This window comes from Bacteroidetes bacterium endosymbiont of Geopemphigus sp., from assembly GCF_002904345.1.
In the GTDB taxonomy this organism is placed as follows: Bacteria; Bacteroidota; Bacteroidia; order Flavobacteriales; family Blattabacteriaceae; genus GSPS2-BC2016.
The window spans coordinates 39,907-65,199 of sequence record NZ_PEIH01000004.1; the positions used below are offsets into that span (position 1 = coordinate 39,907).

21 protein-coding genes, 1 tRNA gene and 4 pseudogenes are annotated in these 25,293 nt (G+C 36.4%); 16 read left to right on the forward strand and 10 right to left on the reverse strand.

The window, feature by feature from the left end:
• Positions 1–13 precede the first annotated feature (13 nt).
• Positions 14–370 carry a 30S ribosomal protein S6 gene (rpsF, locus tag CS842_RS00570; RefSeq protein ID WP_103326743.1) on the reverse strand — a complete coding sequence of 119 codons (357 nt, stop codon included), beginning with the start codon at positions 368–370 and terminating at the stop codon, positions 14–16.
• Between the two features lie 409 nt (positions 371–779).
• Here rpsF and CS842_RS06750 point away from each other — a divergent pair, with 409 nt between their 5' ends.
• Entirely contained in the window at positions 780–938 is a 159-nt protein-coding gene (locus CS842_RS06750; RefSeq protein WP_195909802.1) for a hypothetical protein, read from the forward strand.
• 290 nt (positions 939–1,228) lie between these two features.
• On the opposite strand, the gene CS842_RS00575 is transcribed toward CS842_RS06750, so the two are convergent.
• A complete protein-coding gene (locus CS842_RS00575; protein WP_103327013.1) occupies positions 1,229–2,386 on the reverse strand; it encodes a cysteine desulfurase family protein in 1,158 nt (385 codons plus the stop codon).
• A 164-nt stretch (positions 2,387–2,550) separates the two neighbouring features.
• Here CS842_RS00575 and CS842_RS00580 point away from each other — a divergent pair, with 164 nt between their 5' ends.
• Complete coding sequence (locus CS842_RS00580; RefSeq protein WP_103326746.1) at positions 2,551–2,820, forward strand: hypothetical protein; 270 nt, start codon at positions 2,551–2,553, stop codon at positions 2,818–2,820.
• Between the two features lie 503 nt (positions 2,821–3,323).
• On the forward strand, positions 3,324–3,446 hold the full coding sequence (locus CS842_RS07325; protein ID WP_265614245.1) for a hypothetical protein: 123 nt from the start codon (positions 3,324–3,326) through the stop codon (positions 3,444–3,446).
• Between the two features lie 2,067 nt (positions 3,447–5,513).
• Here CS842_RS07325 and CS842_RS00590 read toward each other — a convergent pair.
• Together CS842_RS00590 and CS842_RS07330 are read right to left on the reverse strand one after the other, a co-directional pair.
• Positions 5,514–7,052, reverse strand: a pseudogene (locus CS842_RS00590) (helicase-related protein); the annotation flags it as partial.
• Positions 7,053–7,484: 432 nt separating this feature from the next.
• On the reverse strand, positions 7,485–7,613 hold the full coding sequence (locus CS842_RS07330) for a hypothetical protein (protein WP_265614244.1): 129 nt from the start codon (positions 7,611–7,613) through the stop codon (positions 7,485–7,487).
• 433 nt (positions 7,614–8,046) lie between these two features.
• On the opposite strand from CS842_RS07330, the gene CS842_RS00595 reads away from it, so the two are divergent.
• Positions 8,047–10,371: an inorganic phosphate transporter gene (locus CS842_RS00595; RefSeq protein WP_103326750.1), complete on the forward strand. Its 2,325-nt coding sequence runs from the start codon at positions 8,047–8,049 to the stop codon at positions 10,369–10,371.
• A gap of 220 nt (positions 10,372–10,591) precedes the next feature.
• Here CS842_RS00595 and CS842_RS00600 read toward each other — a convergent pair whose 3' ends face one another.
• Entirely contained in the window at positions 10,592–11,107 is a 516-nt protein-coding gene (locus CS842_RS00600; protein ID WP_195909803.1) for a CvpA family protein, read from the reverse strand.
• A gap of 94 nt (positions 11,108–11,201) precedes the next feature.
• Here CS842_RS00600 and CS842_RS00605 point away from each other — a divergent pair, with 94 nt between their 5' ends.
• The 8 genes and pseudogenes from CS842_RS00605 (at position 11,202) to CS842_RS07675 (ending at position 15,453) form a co-directional block, all read left to right on the forward strand.
• Positions 11,202–11,603 (forward strand): hypothetical protein, encoded by a 402-nt coding sequence (locus CS842_RS00605; RefSeq protein WP_103326754.1) that lies wholly within the window; start codon positions 11,202–11,204, stop codon positions 11,601–11,603.
• 1 nt (position 11,604) lies between these two features.
• Positions 11,605–12,624, forward strand: coding sequence for a phenylalanine--tRNA ligase subunit alpha (gene pheS, locus CS842_RS00610; protein WP_103326756.1), 1,020 nt, complete (start codon positions 11,605–11,607; stop codon positions 12,622–12,624).
• Between the two features lie 367 nt (positions 12,625–12,991).
• On the forward strand, positions 12,992–13,222 hold the full coding sequence (locus CS842_RS00615) for a hypothetical protein (RefSeq protein WP_195909804.1): 231 nt from the start codon (positions 12,992–12,994) through the stop codon (positions 13,220–13,222).
• A 357-nt stretch (positions 13,223–13,579) separates the two neighbouring features.
• Positions 13,580–13,744 (forward strand): hypothetical protein, encoded by a 165-nt coding sequence (locus tag CS842_RS06755; protein WP_195909805.1) that lies wholly within the window; start codon positions 13,580–13,582, stop codon positions 13,742–13,744.
• Positions 13,745–14,045: 301 nt separating this feature from the next.
• Positions 14,046–14,231: a hypothetical protein gene (locus tag CS842_RS00625; protein WP_103326762.1), complete on the forward strand. Its 186-nt coding sequence runs from the start codon at positions 14,046–14,048 to the stop codon at positions 14,229–14,231.
• A gap of 17 nt (positions 14,232–14,248) precedes the next feature.
• Positions 14,249–14,562, forward strand: a pseudogene (locus CS842_RS07665) (trehalase family glycosidase).
• Between the two features lie 249 nt (positions 14,563–14,811).
• Positions 14,812–14,967 carry a trehalase family glycosidase gene (locus CS842_RS07670; protein ID WP_146037420.1) on the forward strand — a complete coding sequence of 52 codons (156 nt, stop codon included), beginning with the start codon at positions 14,812–14,814 and terminating at the stop codon, positions 14,965–14,967.
• Positions 14,968–15,151: 184 nt separating this feature from the next.
• Positions 15,152–15,453 (forward strand): annotated as a pseudogene (locus CS842_RS07675) (trehalase family glycosidase).
• Between the two features lie 84 nt (positions 15,454–15,537).
• On the opposite strand, the gene rlmB reads toward CS842_RS07675, so the two are convergent.
• The 3 genes from rlmB to CS842_RS06760 all read right to left on the reverse strand — a co-directional run bounded on the left by rlmB (position 15,538) and on the right by CS842_RS06760 (position 16,956).
• Complete coding sequence (gene rlmB / locus CS842_RS00640) at positions 15,538–16,284, reverse strand: 23S rRNA (guanosine(2251)-2'-O)-methyltransferase RlmB (protein ID WP_103326768.1); 747 nt, start codon at positions 16,282–16,284, stop codon at positions 15,538–15,540.
• A gap of 309 nt (positions 16,285–16,593) precedes the next feature.
• A tRNA-Val gene (locus CS842_RS00645) sits at positions 16,594–16,671 on the reverse strand.
• 114 nt (positions 16,672–16,785) lie between these two features.
• Positions 16,786–16,956: a hypothetical protein gene (locus CS842_RS06760; RefSeq protein WP_195909806.1), complete on the reverse strand. Its 171-nt coding sequence runs from the start codon at positions 16,954–16,956 to the stop codon at positions 16,786–16,788.
• A 967-nt stretch (positions 16,957–17,923) separates the two neighbouring features.
• On the opposite strand from CS842_RS06760, the gene CS842_RS06765 reads away from it, so the two are divergent.
• On the forward strand, positions 17,924–18,070 hold the full coding sequence (locus CS842_RS06765; protein ID WP_195909807.1) for a hypothetical protein: 147 nt from the start codon (positions 17,924–17,926) through the stop codon (positions 18,068–18,070).
• A gap of 405 nt (positions 18,071–18,475) precedes the next feature.
• Here the strand turns inward: CS842_RS06765 and CS842_RS00660 are convergent, their stop codons facing one another.
• Complete coding sequence (locus tag CS842_RS00660) at positions 18,476–19,018, reverse strand: hypothetical protein (protein ID WP_103326774.1); 543 nt, start codon at positions 19,016–19,018, stop codon at positions 18,476–18,478.
• Between the two features lie 675 nt (positions 19,019–19,693).
• On the opposite strand from CS842_RS00660, the pseudogene nqrF reads away from it, so the two are divergent.
• Positions 19,694–20,696 (forward strand): annotated as a pseudogene (nqrF, locus tag CS842_RS07555) (NADH:ubiquinone reductase (Na(+)-transporting) subunit F); the annotation flags it as partial.
• Between the two features lie 86 nt (positions 20,697–20,782).
• Positions 20,783–21,562, forward strand: coding sequence for an N-acetylmuramoyl-L-alanine amidase (locus tag CS842_RS00680; protein ID WP_241518394.1), 780 nt, complete (start codon positions 20,783–20,785; stop codon positions 21,560–21,562).
• 7 nt (positions 21,563–21,569) lie between these two features.
• Here the strand turns inward: CS842_RS00680 and CS842_RS00685 are convergent, their stop codons facing one another.
• Positions 21,570–22,919: a peptidylprolyl isomerase gene (locus CS842_RS00685; RefSeq protein ID WP_103326784.1), complete on the reverse strand. Its 1,350-nt coding sequence runs from the start codon at positions 22,917–22,919 to the stop codon at positions 21,570–21,572.
• 1,282 nt (positions 22,920–24,201) lie between these two features.
• Here CS842_RS00685 and mdh point away from each other — a divergent pair.
• Complete coding sequence (mdh, locus tag CS842_RS00690) at positions 24,202–25,164, forward strand: malate dehydrogenase (RefSeq protein ID WP_103326785.1); 963 nt, start codon at positions 24,202–24,204, stop codon at positions 25,162–25,164.
• Positions 25,165–25,293 lie beyond the last annotated feature (129 nt).

Consider the following 25,293-nt stretch of genomic DNA (forward strand, 5'->3'; position numbering starts at 1 on the left):
TTAAAATTTGTTTTTATTGATTGGACTTTATTTTCTGCCTGCGCTTTTCTGCATATTCAAGAGCGTATTTGTCAAGATTTACACTTAGAAAACGCAGTACACGCTCATCGCGTTTAAATTGAAGCTCAAGATCCGATACGATATTTTTCGAAGCTGTTTTTTCATCTACATGAAATTGTAATAATTCGTAGTAGCCGCTTTTTTTCTTATCTATAGGATAAGCTAATTTTTTAAGTCCCCAAGATTCGTAGTGATCTATTTTCGAGGCATTCTCTTTAAGAAAATCCTGAAATTTTTTTACTGTTTCCTCCACCTGGCTTTGAGATAGAACGGGAGTTAAAATGAAAACAGTCTCATAATGTTTGAGCATGAATCTGATATTTATAGAATGATGAAATTAAAATTTATAGCGCCAGCGAAGGTAAGTTTTTCTGCTCAACGATCAAAAACAAGCAGATCTTTACCTTTAAGAAGGTATATATTTAAATCAAAATAAATCGATGAAATTTATCTTACGATTCCCCTCTTTTTCTTATTTAACAACTAACTGCCGAAAGGACCGGTTTACGAGATAGTCGCCACTCATATTTTACTGCCCGAAAAGCTCGCCGAAAAAAATAGATCGGTCTTTCAAAAGAAAAATTTTTTAGAATACACTTTCCATTAAAAATCTTCTAAAAAAATAGCCGGAAAAAAATGTGTTATTATTTGATATAAAAAACAATTAAGAAATATTAAAGAACATATTAGCTATATTTTTAGGTTCATTCATAGGTGTCGTGGTGATATTTTCCGGAAGCGGTATGGCGAAAGAGTGGTTTACAGAAACCTGTTCACTAAATTTCTCTCAATGGCAGGAAGTCCACAAGCGTTGCCATTTTGAGCTTCATAAAAAAGCTCAAAACCAGGAATTTATTTTGCCCGAGCGGATGATGTAATCTTTATCATAATCCTTAGTATGCATAAAAGCTTTAAAAAACAATTGAAAGAAATCGGAAATCCGAAAAATAGAAAAAATTCTCTTACCTTTCGGTACTGTATAACATTAGTCTACAAATCTCCAGGTTATTTAACTAATAAGTCGTCGGAAATATCTGCATCGATGGTGTATGTTCATAAATAAGAACTTTAGCAAAAGCTAAGTCCTACCAGATTTGTAGACATTCGTTTTGATCGATAATTTTATGCTGAGGGCCTCTTTTTTTTATAAAAATCCCTCGACAAAAAATCAAGACTTATGAGCATTTTCTTGCATGTATTCTTTTAAAGCAACTGTAAGCTTATCTATATCTCCTCGAGTATTGGAGTATCCGAAGGAAATTCGCAAGTTCGTTGTGTTTTCTCTGTCTTGCGACTCATATATTGCCTCAATAACATGCGAGGGCTTTATGGAGCCCGAAAGACAAGCACTTCCTTGCGAAACAGCAATTCCCCTTAAATCCAAATAAAAGCTTAAAAGACCATCTCTGAGGGGAAGGGAAATGTTTAGAACCATATAAAGGCTTTGATCTAAGTGCGCTGAAAGACCGTTAAAGCGTATAGACGGCACAGCTTTTTGAAGCTCAGAAATCGCATAGACTTTGAGAGATTCTATATGTGAACGTTCCTTTTCGAGCCCTTCTAAAGCGCATTCCAAGGCTCTAGCCATACCCAAAATACCGCATATATTTTCTGTTCCGGCACGCAGACCTCGCTCTTGAGGGCCGCCTATGATAAAACCTTTATGCATGGAGTTCTTTCTAAGAAAAGCAAAACCCACCCCTGCGGGTCCATAAAACTTATGAGCGCTGCAAGAGGCGAAATCCATGCCAGCACTCTGCAGATCTAAACGATAATGCCCGATAGTTTGCATTGTATCTGCATGAAACCAGGCTTTGTATTTTTTACAAATTTCCCCTACCCGGGATAATGGCAAGATATTTCCAATCTCGTTATTAGCATGCATCAAGCTTACCAGTGTAGTAAGAGAAGAAGTTTTTAATTTATCTTCCAAATCTTCCAGGTCAATAATCCCATTGGACTTGAGTTTGATAAACTCCACTATCACACCTTGAATTTCATATAATTGACAAGATATCTCTAAAACCGATTTATGCTCAAGAGGTGAGGTGAGAATACGTTTAACCTTGAGATGTTGAACCGCTGTTGTTAAAATCATATTGTTAGCCTCTGTTCCTCCTGAGGTAAAAATGATCTCTGAAGAATCGGCATTCAAAAGGCCGGCAATTCTCTTTCTCGCCGTTTCTATCGAGGATCGACTCAATCTACCCCAATGATGTGAAGAAGAGGGATTTCCATAAAATTTATGTAAATTCTCTATCATAACTTCTATAACTTCTGATCGCATGGGAGAAGTTGCGGCGTTATCTAAATATATCTTTGACAATTCTAAATTTTTGGAAGAAGAGATGAGTGAAAAATTTTTTTCCAAAGGTCGTAAAAAAAGAAAAATTATCGCGTGAATTTTATATGAAAACAGATATTATTAACATATCAAAAAAAATTTAAGTAAATATCTATATATAAACATTAACAAAATATTGTTGAGGTATGATCGTAGAAACCGAATCTTATAAGGTTCCGGAAGAGCGTAGCTCTCCATCCCTTCCTTCGGCAACTGCAGAAGAACGCGTACGAAGCTATATCCGCACAGAGAGCATTCTTTACAGACGTAAGATGAAAGACATGAAAAAGGCTATTCGCCGGACCGGGCTTGCTCACTCAGGAACTACTGTGCAGGATTTGTGTAGGAAAATAAATATTTATATATTAAAATATATCCTTGTAAATCCACTCCTCTCTCAGGAGAGACATATATAATATCACTCGTTTTATCTGTGAAAAATTGATTATGAAAGTTTTACATAAAACATTTTTAACTCCTGGTCGATTATATAAGAATCATAGCTTCAAAAGCTTTCACTTTCGTCCTTTTGTATATATACCTTTAATACTGCTCTAATTCCTTATTCCAGTGCATCATGCCTTCTTTTACTTTGCACATTAATTTTTCTCTCATTGCCTGTATTTAATATCCTCCTTGACATCAAACTTGCTCTCGGGGTTTATGTTATGAGTAAATAAGAATATTTTTTTAATATTTTATTAAAAAACATCTATCTATGTAACAGATATTATTATTTAATATATGTTCATTTTTTTAATATCATGTATCACAAGTTTAGAGGGATCACAAACTGGCAAAACCGAATATGGTGTTCGCGGGCTCGGAAATTTAAAAGGATTTTTGAGCTTTTAAAGGGATTCCCCTATCCTTCTCTCTGTGTAGCGAAAAATTTCTTGCGAGAGACAAAACGAGAAATGTGGCGCGAAAACTTAATGTACTCGCCATAAGGGGTATTAAAGCAGATTTTCAGGGAAATATTTATGGCTTAAGTTGCCAAATAGGCAAAAGCGAAGAAATAGTAATTGCAGGTGATTTATAGATTAAATTTATATATTTTCGTTTTTGGCACATCCTAAATCCATACAACAAAATTAAAAATACCTCTTCCTATGTAAGGAGGTCTTAATCATAAAAATGTCTGTCAATTATTTTGATTTTATAATCCATCATCAGTAAATGTATATACAAGCTCTTTTAACACATATACGCGTTTCTCTCAGGTCGCTTGACAGCACGGAAAGCCTTCTTTGATGGGTTCAGTCCATTATTGGTCTCTTGCAGAGCTCCTCCGGGCTAAACATATTTACAGCGCCCTGAGGTTTTTAAATCAACTCATATTGGTTGATTTTCAACTCCCGCTCTCCTTGTTTATCTCCTATAAAAAGGATATGTAATATAGTTACATGCCAAATTTTTCATGACTTATCCATCACTTTTTTTAGTTAAATGAAACATATGACACGAGTATTTTTAGCCATCATAAAAATTCACTTAATAAAAAGAAAGATTTTACATAAATCTTCTTAATAGGAAAAAATGTATTTTTTAACTCAGGGTTTTACATCAAAAAAAACATAAAATTTTTAAAGATCCTATAAGGACAATTAATATATTATTAATAAATAATTACAAAGCCATGCTTGACAAACCGACATCGCTTATTTTCAATTACGAAAATAAGCGATGTCGGTTATCGGAATTTAGAAGAAATCTACCTATATTGCCGATTCTAACAGAAGGGTAAATGCTTTAAACGTAAGCAGAGTCTATTATATCCTCTTTTAATCTTGCCTTGTTATTTTCTTTATCCTTCCTTATTAATAAGGGGAGCGCTCCATAAGTCTTTGAGCGAATAAAAAGAGATACTTTTAAAATATTTTCGATAAGGATTTTTTTGAAAATACCAACAGTTTTATTTCCAATAGCGGATTTCTTCCCAGTAAATATTAGGAGCGCCTTTATAGGACGAATGACGAATCATGCATAAGATATATAAGTTCACCCCTATAGACCACCTTCCTTATTACCTTAGCTTGCTAGATCTGGACTCATGTATTCCATTCTTGAGAATTCATAAAACTTAACCTCTTTAGCTGCGAGCTTTGATTTTTGCTCTACGCGATACCGATTTGTCTGATGGCATCCTGTAAAAAAGACACAGGAAGAGACACTTAACATCAATTTTTTCATAGCTTATTTATTGTTTTACTTTACCAAGTAAAACAATATTACATGAATCTTTTTTGTTGTTATAAACTAAGTAGGTTCAAACCTAAATGATCTTTCTCGAGACTTCCTAAATATCAAATAAAAGCAACGTGTTTTTTTAAAATATCTATTGTAAATCAACTATTTAATTCAAAAAAAAGAATCGAATTACAGGACAAATATAAACAAAAGTTAACATATTTATTATAAATAATTATAATTCAATATTATATAATATATAAAATTATAAAAATTAGACTATCATCTCATACATCTTATAAACAAGATTGCTCGTTTTCATAATTGAAAATGAGCAACGAAATTTAGAATCAGATAAGAATGAGTAATCCAATTGACCCAGAATATATATGCTTCTCTTCTTTTTTTTACGGTGAAGATTTATCATAAAAAAAGCATCCAAATTATATCCTTTTAATTGTAATAAAATCATTCTCTCCCAAACTCAGTTTGAATCATTTCTAATAAAAGAACAAACGAAAAACCCGGTATATACTGTAAGACTTTTGATCCTCTTCGCTGAGCTTTAATTAAGTGTAGATAAAAAAGATATTTAGCTTTTCCCTCTATGCGATGGCCGAAAATAACACAAAAAACCTTTGAGTTTCATACTTAAAGAGTCTATAAAATTTAATAAGAGAGAAGAAAAATCTATTCCTATAATAGGAACTATTTAAAAATAATAGCTTGGCTAAAGCTATTATTTATTTTCCCTGCCTTTGATCATTTTAAATATATCTCGATGAGAAAATCGTCGTTGAGTCGATTGCTATGCTCTTAAAGACTTAGATTAAAGAAAGCGTTAAATTCATTTTTTTACAAAAAAAAGGGAACTTCCGGCAAAGGTTTATAAAAAAAATCAGCCATGATTCTTTACTAATCACAAAGCACCATCGAGGGTCTTGATAGCATCCCGGTATTTAGCCGCCTGGATAAAATCGAGTTTCGCCGCGGCCTCTTGCATTTGTTTGCGCAGTTTTTTGACTTCTTTTTCAAGGATTTCAGTATCCTTTCCGTAAAATTCTTTGGTCTGTTTTGCGATGGCAAGCGATTCTTGAGGGATTGCGTATACTCGAGAAAGGGAAGGACACAAGGAAGAACCTAATTTCTTATTCAAGGCCGTAGGGGTAAGTCCATGTTTTTATTATAGCGTTTTTGTATTTCACGCCGGCGATTCGTCTCGTCAATGGTTTTTTGCATGCTCGCCGTGATCTTATCAACGTACATGATGACCTTGCCTTCTAAATTTCTCGCAGCCCGGCCCTATAGTCTGCGTAAGTGAGCGGTATGAACGTAAAAAGCCTTCTTTGTCGGCGTCTAAAATATCCACCAGAGAAACCTCGGGAAAGTCCAGGCCCTCACGTAAGAGATTCACCCCTACCAATACATCACAACGGTCGGCGCGAAGATCCTGCGTAATATCTAACCTCTCAATCGTATCGATATCAGATTGGATATAGCGCGTGCGTACACTCGCTCGGGTAAGGTATTTAGTCGATTCTTCGGTCATGCGCTTGGTGAGTGTGACAACCCAACACGCGTTGATCTTTTTTAGCGCGTATACGAGAATTTCTTCCATTAGATCATCTATCTTGATGAAGGCTAGGGCGCAAATCAATCAGGGGATCCAAAAGACCCGTCGGGCGCACGAGTTGCTTTACAATAATACCGTTGCTTTTTTCCAGCTCATAATCCGCCGGAGTAGCACTCACATAGACGACCTGATTTTGCAAAAGCTCAAATTCATCAAATTTCAAAGGACGATTATCAAGCGCGGAAGGCAGGCGAAAGCCGTGTTCCACTAAATTTTCTTTACGTGAGCGATCCCCTCCGTACATGGCGCGAACCTGCGGAAGCGTCACATGACTTTCATCGATCACCATTACATAATCTCCTCAGGAAGATAATCCAACAAACAGAAAGGGGACGCATGCCGGGCAAACGATTATCCATATAACACGAATAGTTTTCTATTCCTGAGCAATATCCAAGCTCTTTCATCATTTCAATATCGAATTCTGTGCGCTCTTTTAAACGCTTGATCTCAAGTTTTCTTCCCTCTTGATAAAGCTGATCCAGTCGTAAAAACAAATCCTGTTGGATTTGGAGAATAGCCGCGTTTAAGCGATCAGGAGTGGTGACAAATAAATTAGCTGGATAGATCTGTATTTGATCCAAAATTGAAAAGCCTTGACCTGTAGAGGGGATCAAAGCGTTCGATACCTTCGATATAGTCGCCGAAAAACTGAAAACGTATCGCCTCATCGGCATAAGCGGGAAAAACATCTACCGTATCGCCGCGCACGCGAAAATTTCCTTGTGAGAGTTCCCCTTCGCTACGAGAATAAAGAGCCGCCACCAATTGATGTAAAAAACGAGTGCGACTGATCGTCTGTCCCTTTTGAGCCGATACCAGATTTTAAGGAAATGCTTCAAAACAGCGATAACTTCCTGGTCGAGAAACTCTTATTGATATGCACCTCAACGCTTTTTAAAATTTTAATACCGATGATCTGATTCGTTACGCTGAGGAGAATTTTTTCAATGCCTGGAACTTTAGTGGAAATTCTTAAAAAGAAATACCCGATTTTAACCACTTCAAGAAATTTTACCCGCCTACGGCATTTTCGACACCCTTAAAACTCTACCCACCGCTGATCAAGGAAATTCCTTTATCTGGGCAAAAACCGGAACCCTTAAGGGGGTATATAATAAAAGTAGCTACATGTTGACAAAAAAAAGAAAATCGATTGATCTTTTCTTTTATGAACAATAACTTCATTTCGGGGCCTTCAAAAATAAGTCAGGAAGTAGCACGCATACTTACTTATATTGACAAAAATTTTAATCCTTAGGAAGTATTTTCGTTTTGAATGACCTCCATTGGACAAAGGGTTTCCTTAAAATGACGTATAGCTCCAAATTCACCGAATTGATCGCGCGTTATTCTATCAAGTATACCGAGAACAATTTTACCCAAATAGGTTTTGTAAGAAAATCGCTTACAAAAAGGATTTGACCACACCCGGATATCGGACCTGTAGCTTTCGCTACTTTCTTTAAAATATACTTTTTTCTTATAACCTCTTCAGGGGAAACATTGAGCCGGCCGTATTCATATCAAAATCCGGTTTATCCACGTTTTTAGAAATAATCTTCTCAAAGAGACAAAGCCATTGTATGTGAGAGATTTAGTTTTCGTGAAAATTTTTCCGGGCAGAACAGGCTGTTTTGAAGAGATATACTATATAAGGAATTTAAATTCCTCATTATATAATAATTTATTTATTATATTCCGATATATAGCAATATTTTATTTTTTTCTAGATACTCTTAGATACTCTCCGGAGAGAAATGAACCGATATATTTCTAATTATTATATTTTTGACCTAACTGAAAAATTCAGAGTCTTATGGAATACTTTTTCTCGATAGGCTTGATCATTCTCTTTGTATTTGCTGTTTTTGATCTTATCGTGGGAGTAAGCAATGATGCGGTAAACTTCCTTAATTCAGCCATAGGCTCTAAGGTAGCCTCGCGTAATACCATAATGATCTTCGCGAGCGTAGGAATATTCATGGGATCCTTCTTATCGAGCGGAATGATGGAAGTAGCCCGTAAGGGAATCTTCGACCCTGCACAGTTTTACCTGCCCGATTTGTTTTGTGTTTTCATAGCGGTGATGATTTGTGATATTATTCTTTTAGATCTGTTCAATACCCTGGGATTGCCTACCTCTACTACTATTTCTTTGGTGTTTTCTCTTTTGGGAAGCGCGCTGAGCGTGGCGCTGATAAAAATTGCCTCGCCCCTAAGCCAGGAGCCGCTACATCATCTGGGGAACTACATCAAATCCGAACGCACCTTAACCATTCTCTCAGGCATATTTCTTTCCATAGGTATTTCATTCATCACTGGGATGATCGTTCATTATTTTGTACGCTGGATGTTTGGCTTTAATTATGAAAAGAAACTTAAATATGTAGGAAGTCTATGGGCGGCTCTCGCACTGAGCAGCATGACTTACTTTTTAATCATAGAGGGCTTTCACAGCGCGTTAAAAGGCCTAGATCCTAAAGAAATCACGGGAGCTACCGCTAGTATAAATGATTTTCTCGAGTGGGTAGACACGCACTTCTACGGATTCATCGGCGCTCTGTTTGTCACTTGGTTGCTTATCGCCCAAATTTTTTTTTCATTAAGCTATAATGTATTAAAATTCGTCGTGCTCTTTGGAACCTTTTCATTAGCGATGGCCTTTGCCGGAAATGATCTGGTAAATTTCATAGGTGTTCCCATGGCAGGTTTCGAGTCTTTTCAAATTTGGTCAACTACCGGAAAACCTGACGCGGAAACCTTTGGCATGCAAGCCTTGGCCGGAAATGTGCAGAGCTCGCCCCTGATGTTGCTTGGGGCGGGGATCATTATGATATTGACCTTATGGTTTTCAAAAAAAGCCCGTACGGTTACTGAAACCGAAATCAATTTAGGACGACAGGATGAAGGCGCCGAAAAGTTTTCTTCGAACTCCCTGGCGCGCCTTATTGTCAGAGGATTTCGAGGATTCGGTCGCTTTTTCTTTGGCTTATTTCCTAAACGCATGCTGGTAAAAATAGAACGGAATTTTAAGCAAAACCAGCAGAATGAAGACATCGCTTTCGATTTGGTTCGCGCCTCCGCTAATCTTACCATATCAAGTATTTTAATCGCGATAGCCACGACTCATAAACTGCCCTTATCCACAACCTTTGTCACTTTTATGGTCGCCATGGGTACTTCTTTATCCGACAGGGCATGGGGCAGGGAAAGCGCCGTATACCGGGTAGCGGGAGTGCTTAAGATCATCGGCGGATGGTTTCTGACGGGAGTCATTGCCTTTCTTATGGCGGGGATTTTCGCAGGATTGCTCCATGAATTTAGGGAATGGGCGCTGCTAGGAGCAATAGGGTTGGTATTTTTTAGTTTTTATAAAAATAATAAAGAGCACAAAAAAGCGGAGCTAAAAAAAGCCAGAGAAGAAACTCATATTTCAGGTGTAGATGAGTTAAGCTTGTTCAAAGCTTTAAAAAAGACCTCTGATCGCCTGGCTTTAGTAATGGAGAGCGTTGAGCAAATCTACCAAAAATCCATAGAAGGTGTTTGCACGGAGAATTTAAAGATGCTCCAAAAAGAAAGAAAACTACAGGAAGAACTGCGGGAGAATTTTACCGCTACTCAGGGCGCGGTTATCAAAGTGATTAAAAAAACTAAAGCCAATGAACCCACGACGGGTAAGATATATATTGAGATATATGAAGAAATACAATTAATAATTAATGCTCTGGATATTATTTCGCAACGCTCTTTGGATCATGTACTTAACAGTCACAAACCCTTGAAATCCAAGCAAAAAATAAATATTGAGTATCTGAAAGAGAGCATGCTTGAGTATATACATCTGATGAGAGACGTACTTGAAACAAAAAAATTTCATACCTACAGGACACATTCAGTTAAAAATATTATCATAAATGATATAAACGAGCAATTGAACTATCAAGTAATGGGTATCGTAAATAAAAAATACGGGCCTAAAAACAGCACTTTAGTATTCGCAATCCTTTTAAAGTCAAAGGATCTTTTGGAAGCGTTTGAAAAAATATTGCAACTTTATAATAAAATTTCCAGAGAGTTTCCTTTGACGGAGATTGCTTTTAAAAAATCTTTTTCAAAACATTCAGAAAAGCAGAACTCTTAGGAAAGAAGCAGATTGCATCCACGCAATTCAAAGTCCTCTAATCTGTCCAAAACAATAAAAGTATCAATTAGCTCCTACGTAAGATTGGACGTAAAAATTAAGAGAAAACGACACATTTTTTTCCCGGAGATACACTGTATACTAAAACTCACAAGCCATATGACATAGACAAAAAAGGCCATGTAAATTAAAATTCCAAGAAAAAAAGTGATATCATATCTTATAAGATATGTTTGATGTTTTTGATACTTGAAAAACTCTGCGATATTTTATCATATAAAAAAGAATTCAGTGAAAGCACCTTTTGAAAAAGAATTGAATTATTTAAGGGCGCCGAAGCAATCAGATCCAGTGAATTATTGAGATGGCTAAACAAGAATACGCCGAGAGGTATGTATAAAAAAGATTTAAGCAATCCCAATAAGGCTCCAAAAAATCTATTGATAGAATAAGCCCAAGTAAGATACATGGCGCGCGCAAGGAGGATATTTAAAAGACGTACAACCCAAAAAATAAGGAGAAATGATAGAAGAAAAGAAACTATTGAAAGGTAAGAACTATTTACAACGGCTGTTTTCTCAAGAAAAGGTGCGATGAATTTAGAGAGCTCACCACCACTGTAAAATCCTAGAATCCAAGAAAACCATGAAGTCATCTGGGAGAGGATCCCTCTTTGGTATCCGCAGTAGGTTCCTAAAAGCACAGGAATAGCTATGACGATATCTACCCAGTTCAAAATATAGTAGTTATACTCTCTTAAAATATTACAAAATATACAAAGATTTCGTTAAGATGTATCAATAAATAGAATTCTAAGTTACTTTTGTCCCATGAAAACGCTGAAAAAGTCAGTGGACGCAGAAAAATGGGAGGCGATCTTAAGTTATATGAGTGAACGTTTTTCACCCGGCGAAGCGATCAGTATTGAAGGGATTCTTTTTCTCATCGGAATACAAACACTTGGTCAGGGAGCGCGCAGGTATAAAAAGGATGAAAAACTCTATATCATCCATATAGCCGTATGCCATCTCTTAGAACCCTGGGGATACTATCGTTATCAGAGCAGAGATCAGAAGGGATGGCCTCATTATAAGATTTCCGATACGCTTCCGTCCCTTAAGGCAGGTGAGCAGACTATTTTGATTAAAAAATCTCTCATTTTATTTTTTGATAAAGAAAATTTACTACACGAAAACTTTCGGAAAATAGAAAAAAAACATCAAATAACTTGAAATGAATGAAAAAATTCAAAAGATACAGCAAGATATTCAAGGATTCATATTTGAGAGCGAGGAAAGAATTGAGACCTTCAGGATTAAATATCTAAGTAAAAAAGGAGAAATCTCCGTGCTTTTTAAAGAATTCAAAACGCTTCCTTCCTGGGGGAAAAAGCAACTTGGCACCCGGCTCAATGATTTGAAAAACCAAGCGCAGAGTAAAGTTCAGCAGGCCAAAATATCATTTTCCCGTCAGATAAAAAACCGGGAAGATTTTGAGGATCTTACCAAACCTGGAATGCCTTTTACCATCGGGGCACGCCATCCCGTTTCGGTAGTAAAAAACCGCATCGTAAAGATTTTTCGAAACATCGGCTTTATAACAGCCGAAGGTCCTGAAATTGAGGATGACTGGCATAATTTCACTGCCTTGAATTTACCAACCTATCACCCGGCACGCGATATGCAAGATACTTTTTTTATCGAGCAAAACCCTGACATCTTACTGCGCACACACACTTCTTCTGTGCAGATTCGTTATATGAAAAGTCATCAGCCACCTATTCGCATTTTATCCCCCGGAAGGGTCTATCGCAATGAGGCGATCTCGGCGCGCTCACACTGTATGTTTCATCAGATCGAGGGTTTATATGTAGATAAGCAAGTGTCTTTTGCCGATTTAAAACAAACACTTCAATATTTCACCACCACCCTTTTTGGAAAGTCTCGCCTCAGATTGAGGCCTTCTTATTTTCCTTTCACTGAGCCCAGCGCCGAGGTAGATGTCTATTGGGGACTGGAAACTGAAATCGATCAACGTATTACCAAAGGCACGGGCTGGTTAGAGATTATGGGCTGTGGAATGGTCGATCCGCAAGTATTGCGAAACACAGGCATTGACAATGAAGAATTTTCAGGTTTCGCCTTTGGCATGGGTATCGAAAGAATCGCCCTGCTACTTTATCAGATCGGAGACATTCGTTCATATTTTGAAAATGACCTACGTTTTCTCAAACAATTCGAAGGTGCCCTTTGAAGTTGTGCAATTATTATTTATCCCACTTAGGATTAATAAGTTATCGAAGAATAATCTTTAAAACATCACTAAATCGATATCGATCTCACCGGTTCGTGCAAAAGGAAATGTTTAAGAAGTATCGTTTATCGTACAGAATTTTCACAGAAAAAAAATAATGTACTTTGGTTATTGTTACTTTCTTTTTGTTAAAAGTGTAAGTCGCTTTGAAATAAGGAAATTATTCCTTTTATCTTAATATATATTTACTAAGTGTTATTGACATATAAAAGTCAAAATTTTTTACTATTATCAATTTATCTTAATTATTTCATTTTCGCGCTTTTGCTAAACAGCGTCGGGGGCAGTAATACTCAAAACTCAAAATTTGAGTAGTGCAAATAAAACAGAGGCAAACACCATGGAATTTTTTAAAGATTTACCCATCACTTTTTTCTTTTATCTCAGGCCTGCCTTGGCTTCTTCTTTAGACAATCAATTCTGGATGCCAAAAATATTGTTTGTCACCATAGATGCTTCATTCTCGCTTACGAAAATATCAGTCTACTCTGCCTTGGGACTGATGAAAGATGATAAAAAACACATCATAAACTCATGAGTGCCACAGAGGGAATATTTATGCTGGTCATAGCCAACGCTTACTTTTTATTCGCTCCCCTTTTTAATCAAAAAGTAAAAGGAGACGCCTGAATGGAAGCTTACTAGGTTTTAGCGGCTTTATCAGCTATAGCTCTCATGATCTTGCTACTTAGTAAAAGTACTAAAGTCGGATAGAAAACTCTGACTCTGTTAAAGGTCACTTTTCAGCCATGCTTGGATTGCTGAAGAAAACCCTGTTGATTCTCTTCGCTCTGAGCACTTTTTTCTCGTGATGACAGAACAAAGCTTCATGACATGGTTGGCCCCTGTCTTTAACAATAAAATATTGAATCTCAATGAAAATTGAACCATCACTATGGGGAGTATTCTTGCCGTATACTCAGGTGTCGAAAGAATAGGCATCGGAAGTCTTACAAAATATTGGAGCTGGCTGAAAATAGTCTCTTTTTGCCTGGTGGGCACTATGCTACTTATCTTATTCATTCTCTCAAAATTGGGACCCGCAGGAAGTGGGGGGTAAAACAGATCATCCGGCTAATATTCCCTGGATTGCCTATATTTTTCCAACCGTAGGGTCTGTTCATCGCTTTAGTATATCCCCTGATAAACTCATGCTCACTTCCATTTCAAAGTCTCTGCACGGATCTATGTCGAGATTGATCATCATTTTTTCAGCCATTGGCAGGGTTTTAGACTCAAGAATAACAGCCTATCTACTTAGAGAAAGCAGCGCGGGGCGGCAGTTTTTTACTATACCCTTATTTCTATGAGATTACTTTTAATAGACCTGTTTCTCTTGAATAAAAAAAGTCTTTAAAAACATGATTAAACACCTTATTTCTGATAGTATTTTTCAAGAGCTTTTCATAGTTTTCCAAACTGCCGGTATACAGGAAATTCTCTCAAAATACCACAGCTTAAAAAAGACAGAAGATTTTAGATTTAAAAAGTTTTTTCTTCGCGAATTTACGCATAATAAACCCAAAGGAGAGTTCACTTGTGAGTGATACCTCCATGGGGGTAGATGAACAATATACAAAAGCTCTGGGAGCTGCTCTACGAGGTACCCGATGATGAAATCGCTCAGAGAAACTCTCTCATTCTTTTAAAGCATCCTTATATCGTGTCCGAAGGACGCTTTAATGAGATCTACTATTGGGATAGCTTCACTATATGCTTGGGTTCAAAGCGCATGGAGAGCACGAGTTTATAGAGAGCATGATCGAGATTTTTACTGAAATGATTGATAGCTTTGGCTTCATGCCCAACGGGAATCGGTCTTATTTTTTAAGCAGATTTCAGCCTCTTTTTTTCTCGATTACGGTACCTTTTATCTGAAATAAAAGGTTAGAAGTTCTTATAAAAATCTGCTGGTGCTTAAAAAGGAATATGCTTTTTGGATGAGAGGTCGGGAATGTTCATCAAATCATTACATCACCCAAGAACATGTGGTTTATATTGGAAAAGAGAAACAACTAAACAGGTATTTTGATAAAAAAGATACGGAGCGTGTAGGAATTTTTGCCACGGATTATAGATAACCTCAGCATTTGAGCGCCATCCTGAGGAAAATTTCACGATTTTACGATACGAAGTGCTTGCGAATCCGGCTGGGATTTCAGCTCACAATGGTTAAAAGATTCTGGAAAGCTCGAAAGCATCATCACTATGCATCTCTTACCCGTAGAGCTCAACTGCTTGCTCTACCGACTGGAAAAAACCCTTTGCTTATCCGAAGGCTAAAAAAGATCCGGTAAAATACTGTCATTATAAAATAAAGGCCAAATAAAATAAAGGCCAAAAATCGTGAAGATCGGATTCTTTCTACTTCTTGTAAAGAAGATTTTTTTTCTATGATTACGATTTTTTCGAAAAAAACACACAAAAAACTAATCCTTAGCGGGAAGCTATCCCCCTTTTTTTTAAGATAGATGATAAAGATCAAGCTAAAAGTTGCGCCGAGCTCTTAGAGAAGAAATTTTTGAAAATCGGCGATTTTCTTACCACTACTTTCAAAAGCGGTCAGCAATGGGACGCACCTAACGGATGGACTCCTATACAACATATAGCCGTTAAACCACTGGAAATTACGGATATCATCAATTGGCTGATGAGGTGCGAAATATATGGATTTTCCTGAATAAAAAAGTATACAAAGAAACCAGATTACTCGAGAAATACAATGTGGTAGACATCGAATTGACCTCAGGAGGAGAATACCAAGTTTAGGACGGCTTTGGCTGGACCAATGGGGTTTTGGCGAGTTTTTTAAATGATTTCACAAAAACCCCTGAAAAATTATTCGTTGAACTTTTAGAGGCCTAAGCGCTGGCGCATAGTCTCGTAGAGAAGCACTCCACTGGCAACGGAAACATTTAACGAGGTGATTTCCCCAAGAACGGGCAATTTTAAGCGTTCATCGGCAAGGGCCAAGCAAGAGGAAGAAATTCCTTCTTCTTCATTCCCCAAAATAATGGCTAAAGGTCCCAAAAGTTCCGACTTATAAAAAATGGCGCCGGCTTTCTCGGTGGCTGCTATAAGGCGTACGCCGGAATTTTTTAAAAAACGCAAGCTTCTTACAAGATCGTTTTCCTTACAAACAGGTAGCTTGAAAATCGCTCCCGCAGAGGTTTTAATTGCATCATCATTTACAGGGGCTGCTCCCTTGGCGGGGATGATTACCGCATCAACCCCCCCACATTCGGCCGTACGAACAATAGCGCCGAAATTGCGCACATCGGTAATTCCGTCTAATACGAGCAATAAAGGCGTCTTGCCCGCTTCATAAATCTGAGGAAGCAGATCTTCAAGTCGGTAAAAATCCACGGGAGACATAAAGGCAAAAACTCCTTGGTGATTTTTTTGTGTGAGTCGATTGAGTTTTTCCAAAGGAACGCCCTGGAAAGGGATGCGATGCTTTCTGATCAACTCATGCAAAATTTGATAGTTTGCTCCCCGCAGACCTTTCTGAAGAAAAAGTTTATTAAGGGTCTTACCTGATTCTATAGCCTCTATTAAGGGGCGTAAACCGTATACAGGCTTTGAAGAAGAATGAATCAAAACAAAAATATTTCTTGGCGAGAATTTAAACTTTTCTCACCAGTAAGGATCTATATGGAAGAGTTTTACCCTAAAAAAAAATTCTTTAGCCACTCGTTGTTTTTTATCATATTATAAATGATAAAAGAGTTATCAAAAATGTAAATGTTTTCTCTTGAATTTTTAAAGATATAAGCGCTTATTGAAGCTTTTTAAAAATTCGCTCGGTTTTGAAATAGTCGCTATCCTGATGAGTTTATTCCGTTGACAAAATGAATTTTTTGATCATCAGGGCTGAAATTTTTATGAGCGCTCTTTTTTTTTAATAAATGGTGGACATTACCGGAATCGAACCGATGACCTCTACCTTGTCGAGGTAGCGCTCTAAACCATCTGAGCTAAATGTCCTGAAATGTTTGAAAATATACTGAAAGATTAGCAATTAAGTAGACAAAAGTAGATATAACTCTTCAATGAGAAGAAAAGATTATAATCAATGTATCTTATTCCCATTAGGGAAAGTTACTCATCAGAAGAGCCTAAAATTGCCAAATCCTTCTCTTTTATCTCATCATTTTTATCACATTTTCTGGCCATCCAGGAAGCTTGAGAACTCTCGCGAGAGTAATCTTTTTCAGAAAAATAATCACCCTCTCCCTCACAAGAGGAAAAGCCTTCTCTTTTGTGAACCATATTCTGAGGATGAAACAAGCTGTTTAAATCAATCTCTTGCCTCGAAAAGGCACTCTAAATACCCATTCGGTATAAATTTTTTCTTCCCATTTTATAAAAGAAAAATGTCTTTGTCTTATCAGGGGTAAGATTTCTTTAAAGATATATAAGGTGTCTGGATCTACTGGGGGTTCTTAATAATAAGAGGTCTTTAAAATAGCCCTTTATAAAGGTTTCCGATAAGGTATTTTGTGAAAGGAAATGGCTTTTTCTATTTGTGAAAGATAATGATCCCCTGATAAGACCTATTTACTGTAAAGATTGCAAATTCTCCGGAGCTCTCACTGTCGAAAAATGTAAATCTTCAACCTTATTAGAGTTGCGAGAGCAAGGAAGTCTAGGGTATGAAATGGTTTTATTTCGAATAGTTAGTAAATTCATAAATCATTTATAGTAAATAACTTATTAACCTAAATTGTTTAAATTTTAAGAGAATATAATGCTTAATACCTACTCCCCCCCCCCTTTAAAAAAGTATAAGGAGTATTTTCGATATCTGAAACTTCTCTTGCTTATATATCCTTTTCACAAGGTGAAGTTTGCCATAAAAAAGAATCATTCCTCTTTATGGAAAACAAACTTTATGATATGTATCTTAAATAGTCTGTATGGTGATTTTTATAACGAATAGGGATTGAGTCATTTTATGAAGCTATACAGACATGAGTTTTGAGAATTTTTATACTTAAAAAGTATAGGCTATGTATTCCAAAAATATAAACACTTATTAAACAATGTTTTATAAAAAATATTTTATGAAAAACATAAAAATTTTCCGTTAAAAATAGCAGCTTATCAAGAAGGATAAACAAAAAATCAAAACAAATAAAATATATCTTTAGGAAGAAAAATATCGAGATTATTTATTTTTATTTGGTATTTTAGAATTATATGTTAAATAAATATTTCACAATATGAAAGAGTCAAGATGAAAGAGTCAAGCTACGTTATACCAGAATATGGTAATCCGAGCATGGGAGAAAAAGAAGAACAAGAGCTAGAATGGGATCATGATTTTGATCTGAATTCATTATCAAAACAAGAAGATAATCACTCTCTTGAACTGAATGCTTAAAATGAATCTGCGATGCCGAGCAGCCTTGATAAGAAAATTAAGGAACTCGAAGCAGAAGTGAGTAAAAGCTTTGATGAACATCAAGCAGAAGTAAAAAAATTAAAAAATGAAACTCTTAAGGAACGGTTGAAGAAATTCGAAAAAGAAAACGCTGCATTAAAGCGCTACTCTTTTAAAAATATATATAATAGTATTAAAAATATTTTCCTATTTATTTAATAGGGATCCAATTAAAAAAGATCCTCAAGAAAAGTTGAAATCAGCATTAATAAATTCTTTATAAAGCATCAGTGGTAGTAGTAAAACAGCATTTTTAAATACACGTAATCAACTTATTACGTATGATTTGAAAAAATGAAACCGAGATTTCCTGATAAAAGAGCTCATCGCTACAGCTTATAAAATTCACTTTAAAACAGCGTCCTTAAAATAAACGATCACATCGATCAAGGCATAAGGCACAATCATATCATAGGAAGAATCTATAGGGAATATAAAAAGCCTATCATTAGCCTCGACATCAAAAGGCACTTTTTCAAATTTCGCAACCCTATTAATATAGGGTTGCCCTTTTTCAATAAGCGCCGGGAGAGGATAGCATTTGTTATTTCTATAAAGACAAGCCCTGAGACCTACCTCATAAACGCTGCCATAAAAAAGAGCTTTTAGATACAATTCCACTTTTCCTTTTCTTTGAATAAGCAGACCGCCTTTTTTATTTCGATTTTCTCCTTGCTTAGGTAAATAATAATACTCTTGAAAGCTATTGTCGCTTCTCTTAAAGCTAATATACGGAGCTTCTACACCTTTTGGTTGCTGATAAATTTTATAAAATCCATAGGAATGCTCTGTTACATACGTTGCCCGTTGAACATGATCCTCATCATTACAAGAGAAAGAAAAAAGTATACAGACAAAAAATAGAAAAATAGTTCGTAAAATGCCCATGTGCATATTTTGATAATGTAATAATAATAAAAATAAATTCTTTATTAAAATTACCTGCACTCAGAAGTCTTGAATAAGGGATCATTTACTATTTTCGTTCTTAATATTTATGTAATACATTATCATGAATCCCATTGTACCTGATCAGCCATTCATATTTATTTTTCATTCGCAGACTAAAAAATTCGATTAGAATACTTATTTTAACAATTTATTATTAAAAAATAAATTTTAAATAATTATAAAATTATTGTGGAAAAATATAGTTTTAATAATATTATTAATAATTATTTATTATAATTACCATGATATAAAAATCTACAGAGGAGCTATTGCTTTCGATGAAATTACGGAACTAGAACGAAAACATTTTTGGGAGATTGATTTTTATATTTGTAAGACCTATTTAGAAGAATAGTATTTACATCAAGTTCCGACTGAGCATAAAAGCGATCGCAATAAATAGATAGACAACGCTGAAAAAGAAATCGAAAAATTCGGAAATGAAGTTGCATTTTTCAACATACGTTTAATAGAGATTAAATAAATAATTTAGAAGAGCAACTAGATAATTTTATCAGTGGCACTGTTCATACACTACGAGAATCAGAGTCATCCTAAATTTCATGAAAATCTAAATAAAGGTATTAATAAAGCTTATCAAGAGATAGAAACCAATGCAAGTGTCAGGTATTTCGGGAGGTGGTGATATTTTTTCCTACGGAAGAGTCTCATTTTACATGAAAGGAAAAAGAAAATCACTGGCTACTAGACTTCTATGTAAAAGTTAAACAAGATCTAGAGATTCAAATTCACGAAGAAGTCTTTGGGATTAGGAAATGGGAATATACCGTTTAATTCAATTATAACGTAGCTTCCTTTATCAAGGAGTTTATCGTGCAATTACCCGAGGGTGAAAACTTTGATTTTATAGATATTGAAGCTCGTCCCAAGCACCACACTGAGCCGGATAAATTCCGTCTGGAATGGAACAAATTTAAACTCTGGGATCTTAAGATGAGTAACCACAAACCCATAGTACATTCTTATTCTATGGGAAATTCGCCAACGGAAGGAAATATCGTCATGCTCAATGTAGCGTGTAGCCACGCCCCCTTTTGACAAAGCCAGCGGCGTCTGGACTGGTAAATATAAGCATTTTCTCTTCCTATATACTCTCAAGAAAACCCGGATATAAAGTCTTTATATCAGTACCTTACGGAGAGTTCTTTATCAATGAGAGCTCCGATGCAGAGATGATCTATATCGACGGAGGAGCAGGAATGGCGCCTATGCGCTCGCATCTATTCCATATATTTCATACGAAAAAACACAGAGAAAAGTTTTTTGGTATTAAGGGCACTCCAAGCGTGAACTCTTTTATCTTGAAGATTTGAGAGCTATTGAGCGCGAGTTTATGAATTTTAAGTTTTATATTGTCCTTTCCGAACCTTTGCGGAAGATCAGCGGGTACTAAAAAGTATTGATGATAACCGCGGAGAAGGCTTTAGTAGTTGTACATCAAGCCCTAATAGATAATTACCTTAAAGATCACGAGATCCCTGAGGATGTATATTATTTCCGCGGTCCACCTATGATGAATATGACCGTAGTGAAGATGTGCGATGGCTTTGGTATTCCTAAAGAGAATGTTCGTTTTGACGACTTTGGAGGGTAAGTATGATTTTTTTAATCACTTGATTTATGAGATTTTACAAAGATTTCCTTGAAAAAAGCTTATTTCGAATTTTTCCTTTTATACTGTTGATATCTCTTTTTACCGCTTGTGGAACAGCACGCAAATTTTCCTTTTCTATAGATAAAAATTACCCAGCGAAATCTTTTAACTCTCGTGTTCGTTTTCTGGTGATGCATTACACGGCGCTCGACTTTGAAAGCTCTCTCAGAATCTTAACTCAACAAGGAGTAAGCGCGCATTACCTCGTTCCACAAACACCATTAGATAAAAAAAATAAGCTATTTCTTCTGGTTTCAGAGCATGATCGGGCTTGGCACGCAGGAGTGAGCTCCTGGCAAGGAAGAAGCAATTTAAATGACACCTCCATAGGAATCGAGATAGTTAATTTGGGCTATAAAGACGAACCTCAGGGACGTCTTTGGTTTCCTTTTACCCCTTATCAAATTCAAATGATTAAGAAACTCGCTAAAGATATCATAGATCGTTATAAAATTCACCCTACAGCCATCGTAGGACATAGTGATATAGCTCCCGGAAGAAAGCAAGATCCCGGAATTCTCTTTCCGTGGAAACAGCTCTATCAGGCGGGTATAGGCGCTTGGTACGACGAGGATCGCGTAAAAGAACTTCATACTCAGCTTCAAAATCAGGAGCTCAATATACTTAAACTACAACAAGACTTGAAAAAATATGGCTATGCTCTAGAGGAAAGCGGCATTCTTGATGAGCGAACGGAAAAAGTAATTCAAGCTTTTCAGATGCACTTCAGACCTTCAGATCATTCAGGAGTTCCTGATACGGAAAGCTTGGCGATTTTGAAAAATCTACTGGAAAAGTATTTTTAAAAAAGTTTTATTTTTTTAGCCAATTGTTTTCAAATGAGCAAGCTTGGTAATCCTTTCCGATTCTAATAAAAACGTCATCGATACGCTTACGTATCCAGCTACTTAGTTTTTCTCTCTTCTGAGAACTTTCTGTCATACGCTTAAGTTGTTGATAATCTTGTAAAAACGAAACCTTATGCGCAGGAATGTGCTTTATGAGTTTTAGAATAACATAAACTTTATGGCCGTCATATTCTTCTTCATAAGGTTTGCTCAGCTCTCCTTCTTGCAAATTTGCTATATAAACAGCTGTATTTAAAGGTAATTGGCTCTTTTCAAAGCGATCGACACCTGTTTCAGGATTTTTCATGCGACTGTCATTAGTTTTTTCAGATTTTTCAGCGGAATATTTTTTAACTGCTTCCTCAAAACTGATTTTTTTCTCGGCTAAAAGGGTATAAACCGAATCAGCCAAGGCCTTGGCAGTCTTTATTTCTTCATCGGTGTATTTAGGTCTGAGCAATATATGGCGAACATCCACTTCTTGTTCTTTTCTTTTTTCCAACTGCAGTATATGAAAGCCGAACTCAGTCTCAAAAGGTTCGGAGATTTCCCCTTCTTCGATAGAGAAGGCTACCACCTCGAATTCCTTTATCATTTGTCCACGCTTGATATTCTTTATAAGTCCCGCGTCAATGGCAGATCCCGGATCTTCTGAATTTGCGATGGCTTTGGTAGCAAAACTTTCCCCCTGAAGTATATCTTCTTTCATTTTTTTAAGTTGATTAATAATCTCTCCTCGGTGCACGTGGGTAAGACGAGGAAAAAAGACGATTTGTGCCGGCTCAAACTGTTCAGGAATTTCAGTAAGTCGATCTTTATTTTTTTCATAGAAATTCCTTACTTGCTGAGGGCTCGCATTTATATCTTTAGTGATACTTTCGTATTGACCCTGAATATATTGACGATTTTTAATCAGCGTACCGATTTCTTCACGTATCTCACCCAGAGTGCTTCTTTCATAAGTTTTAAGTAAACCTTCTTTGCCTCCGGCTTGTCTTTCAAGACCTTTGACAATTTCTTCCACCCCGGACTGCACTTGCTGATCATTTACCCTCAGGTCAGTATCCTTCTTAGCATAATAAAGAAGCATTCGATTGCTGAGCATTTCTTCAAAAAACTTACAGGGATCCTCAGGAGTAGTTTTTTCCCGGGCTCTATTATTGGAAATTCCTTCTTGGATTTCCGACTCCAAAATGATTTCATCTCCGACCACCGCAGCGATCCTCTCTAGTTTTTCTTGGGCATATGAGCAAGGGGAGATCGAGAAGGAAAAAAGAATAAAGACGACATGAGAAGTGCGAAAAAGTTGACACATGGTGTTTTTTTTCTAAAAAATATCCTCAAATATACGAATGTCTTCTTTCTTTGGGTTTTAAAATCACCTAAAAAACAATAATCAATCCATTTTTTTCCATCTTCGCGCTCATAAGGATAAAAGGGAAGGTGCTGAGTAAATGTTTATATATCTTTTTATTATTGACCAAGCAAACCAAATCTTCAAGATCTTCACGGAGCCAGGACCTTAATACGAGCTCTTCTATTTAAGAATACATATTTAAAATAAGATACAAATATTCTCATAAATTTAGTACTATAAGATATACCCTCTTCTGGTTATGATCATACTGGATTTGTATTTAAATAGTTCTGATAAAAATAACTGCCGATTATCCTCTCTTCTTTTCTAAACTTTGAAAGGGAAATTTTTTATTTAATCCCCCATCGATAAAGATATTTATTCTCTGTTCAAATGACGATTGCTCTACGTCCCGGAACTGTAAAAATGCTCTTTTAGCATCTTTTTCTATCTATCTCTTACTTTCTAAATCCTTCTTCAGAGTATTGCAAAGTTAAAAAGAGTAAATATTTAATTTTAGGATCCGGAAAGTTTACATGTAATCGTTATAAACAGCTTGTAAACTCAAGATCTGAACATATATCATCGATCTTAAACATATCATGGCTGAAAGTGACAGAGAAAAGATTCCCTATAGTATACTATTAAAGAATGCTTCTTACCTTTAAAAGAAAAGAGTTAGATATTTGTTGTAAGATCATTTGCTTTATCGAAAAATGTTTCGAGTATGGAATACACCGACGCTTCGAAAAAGGGAGGTATGGTCATAACCGGATAAAGAACTAAGCTTAACTTGGAACGCAATACAAAATTTTTTTAAAAACAAGTAAACTTCTTAACTCCTGATCCGACGCCTTTCCATATCCTTTTTCAGGTAGACTTACTTCAAGAGAAAAAAAACCTCCAATTATCGAAATAAAGTGCTTGTAAATATTACTTAGAGATCTAAACGGAGTTTAGCTCTGCTAAGAAAATATACAAAGACAACTTTTATAAGTTACTGATTAAAAACAAAATCTTTGTAAGATATCCCTAAGTCTTCCGATTTCCTTATTGTAGGAACACAAACTCGCCTTTATAGGAATACTCTAAAAATGAGCTCTTTTATCTAATCGATAATTTCTTATAAGTCACGACGGTGACGCTTGTATATTCAGTCGCAGATTTATGTGGTGTACATTTTTTAGTAATTTTATTTAACTTATAAGTTAATTCAAAATAATTCAAACAAAATATTGATATGAAAATTGCTGTTGTGGGAGCCGGAAACGTAGGGACCACCTGTACAGATATCATTGCTCAGAGAGATATTGTCAAAGAGATCGTACTGCTCGATATTAAGAAAAATCTTGCCGAAGGTAAAGCTTTGGACATTTGGCAGTCAGCCCCTATAAGTAATTACAACACTCGCGTTTTAGGCGTAACGAATGATTATATGCGCACGACGAACTCTCAGGTAGTAGTGATCACCTCAGGCTTACCCAGAAAACCAGGGATGAGTCGGGATGATCTCATCGGAACCAATGCCCGCATTATACAATCGGTAGTGAGCCAAATTATAGATCACTCGCCTCGAGCTAAAATCATTATCGTATCAAATCCTCTGGATGTGATGACCTATGCCGCCTATCGCACGGTTATTGAAAAAGGAAAGAGCCCAGAATGGGCTTCAAAAAACGTGTTGGGAATGGCCGGTGTCCTCGATACGGCTCGTTATAGGGCATTTCTGGCTGATGAACTTGGATGTGTACCGCAAGATATTCAGGCGCTTTTGCTCGGTGGTCATGGCGATACCATGGTGCCTCTACCCCGTTATACTAGCGTATCGGGTATTCCCGTAACGGAGCTTATAAAAGAGGAAAGACTTACCTCTATTATAGAAAGAACGAAAAAAGGCGGAGGAGAAATCATAAACCTCTTGGGCACCTCAGCCTGGTATGCTCCCGGAGCTTCAGCCGCGCAGATGGTTGAAGCTATCGTTAAGGACTATAAACGTATTTTACCTTGCTGTGTCCTTCTACAAGGAGAATATGATCTAAAAGAAGTTTATTTAGGTGTGCCGGTAGTCCTGGGCGCTCAAGGAGTAGAGGACATTATCGAGCTTAACTTAGATAAAGGCGAAAAAGAACTTTTGAATACCTCGGCGCTTCATGTTAAAGAAGGAATGAACCTACTGGATGAAATGAAACTTTTTCAAAGCTAGCGTCTAAAAAATAGTGAGATATTTATAAAATAACCATCATTGGAGCTGGAAACGTAATCGCTTCCTGTGCTGAGAAGTTAGCTAAAAGCGCATGGTTTATCGCAAAGGGAAAATCTCCGGATATCATCT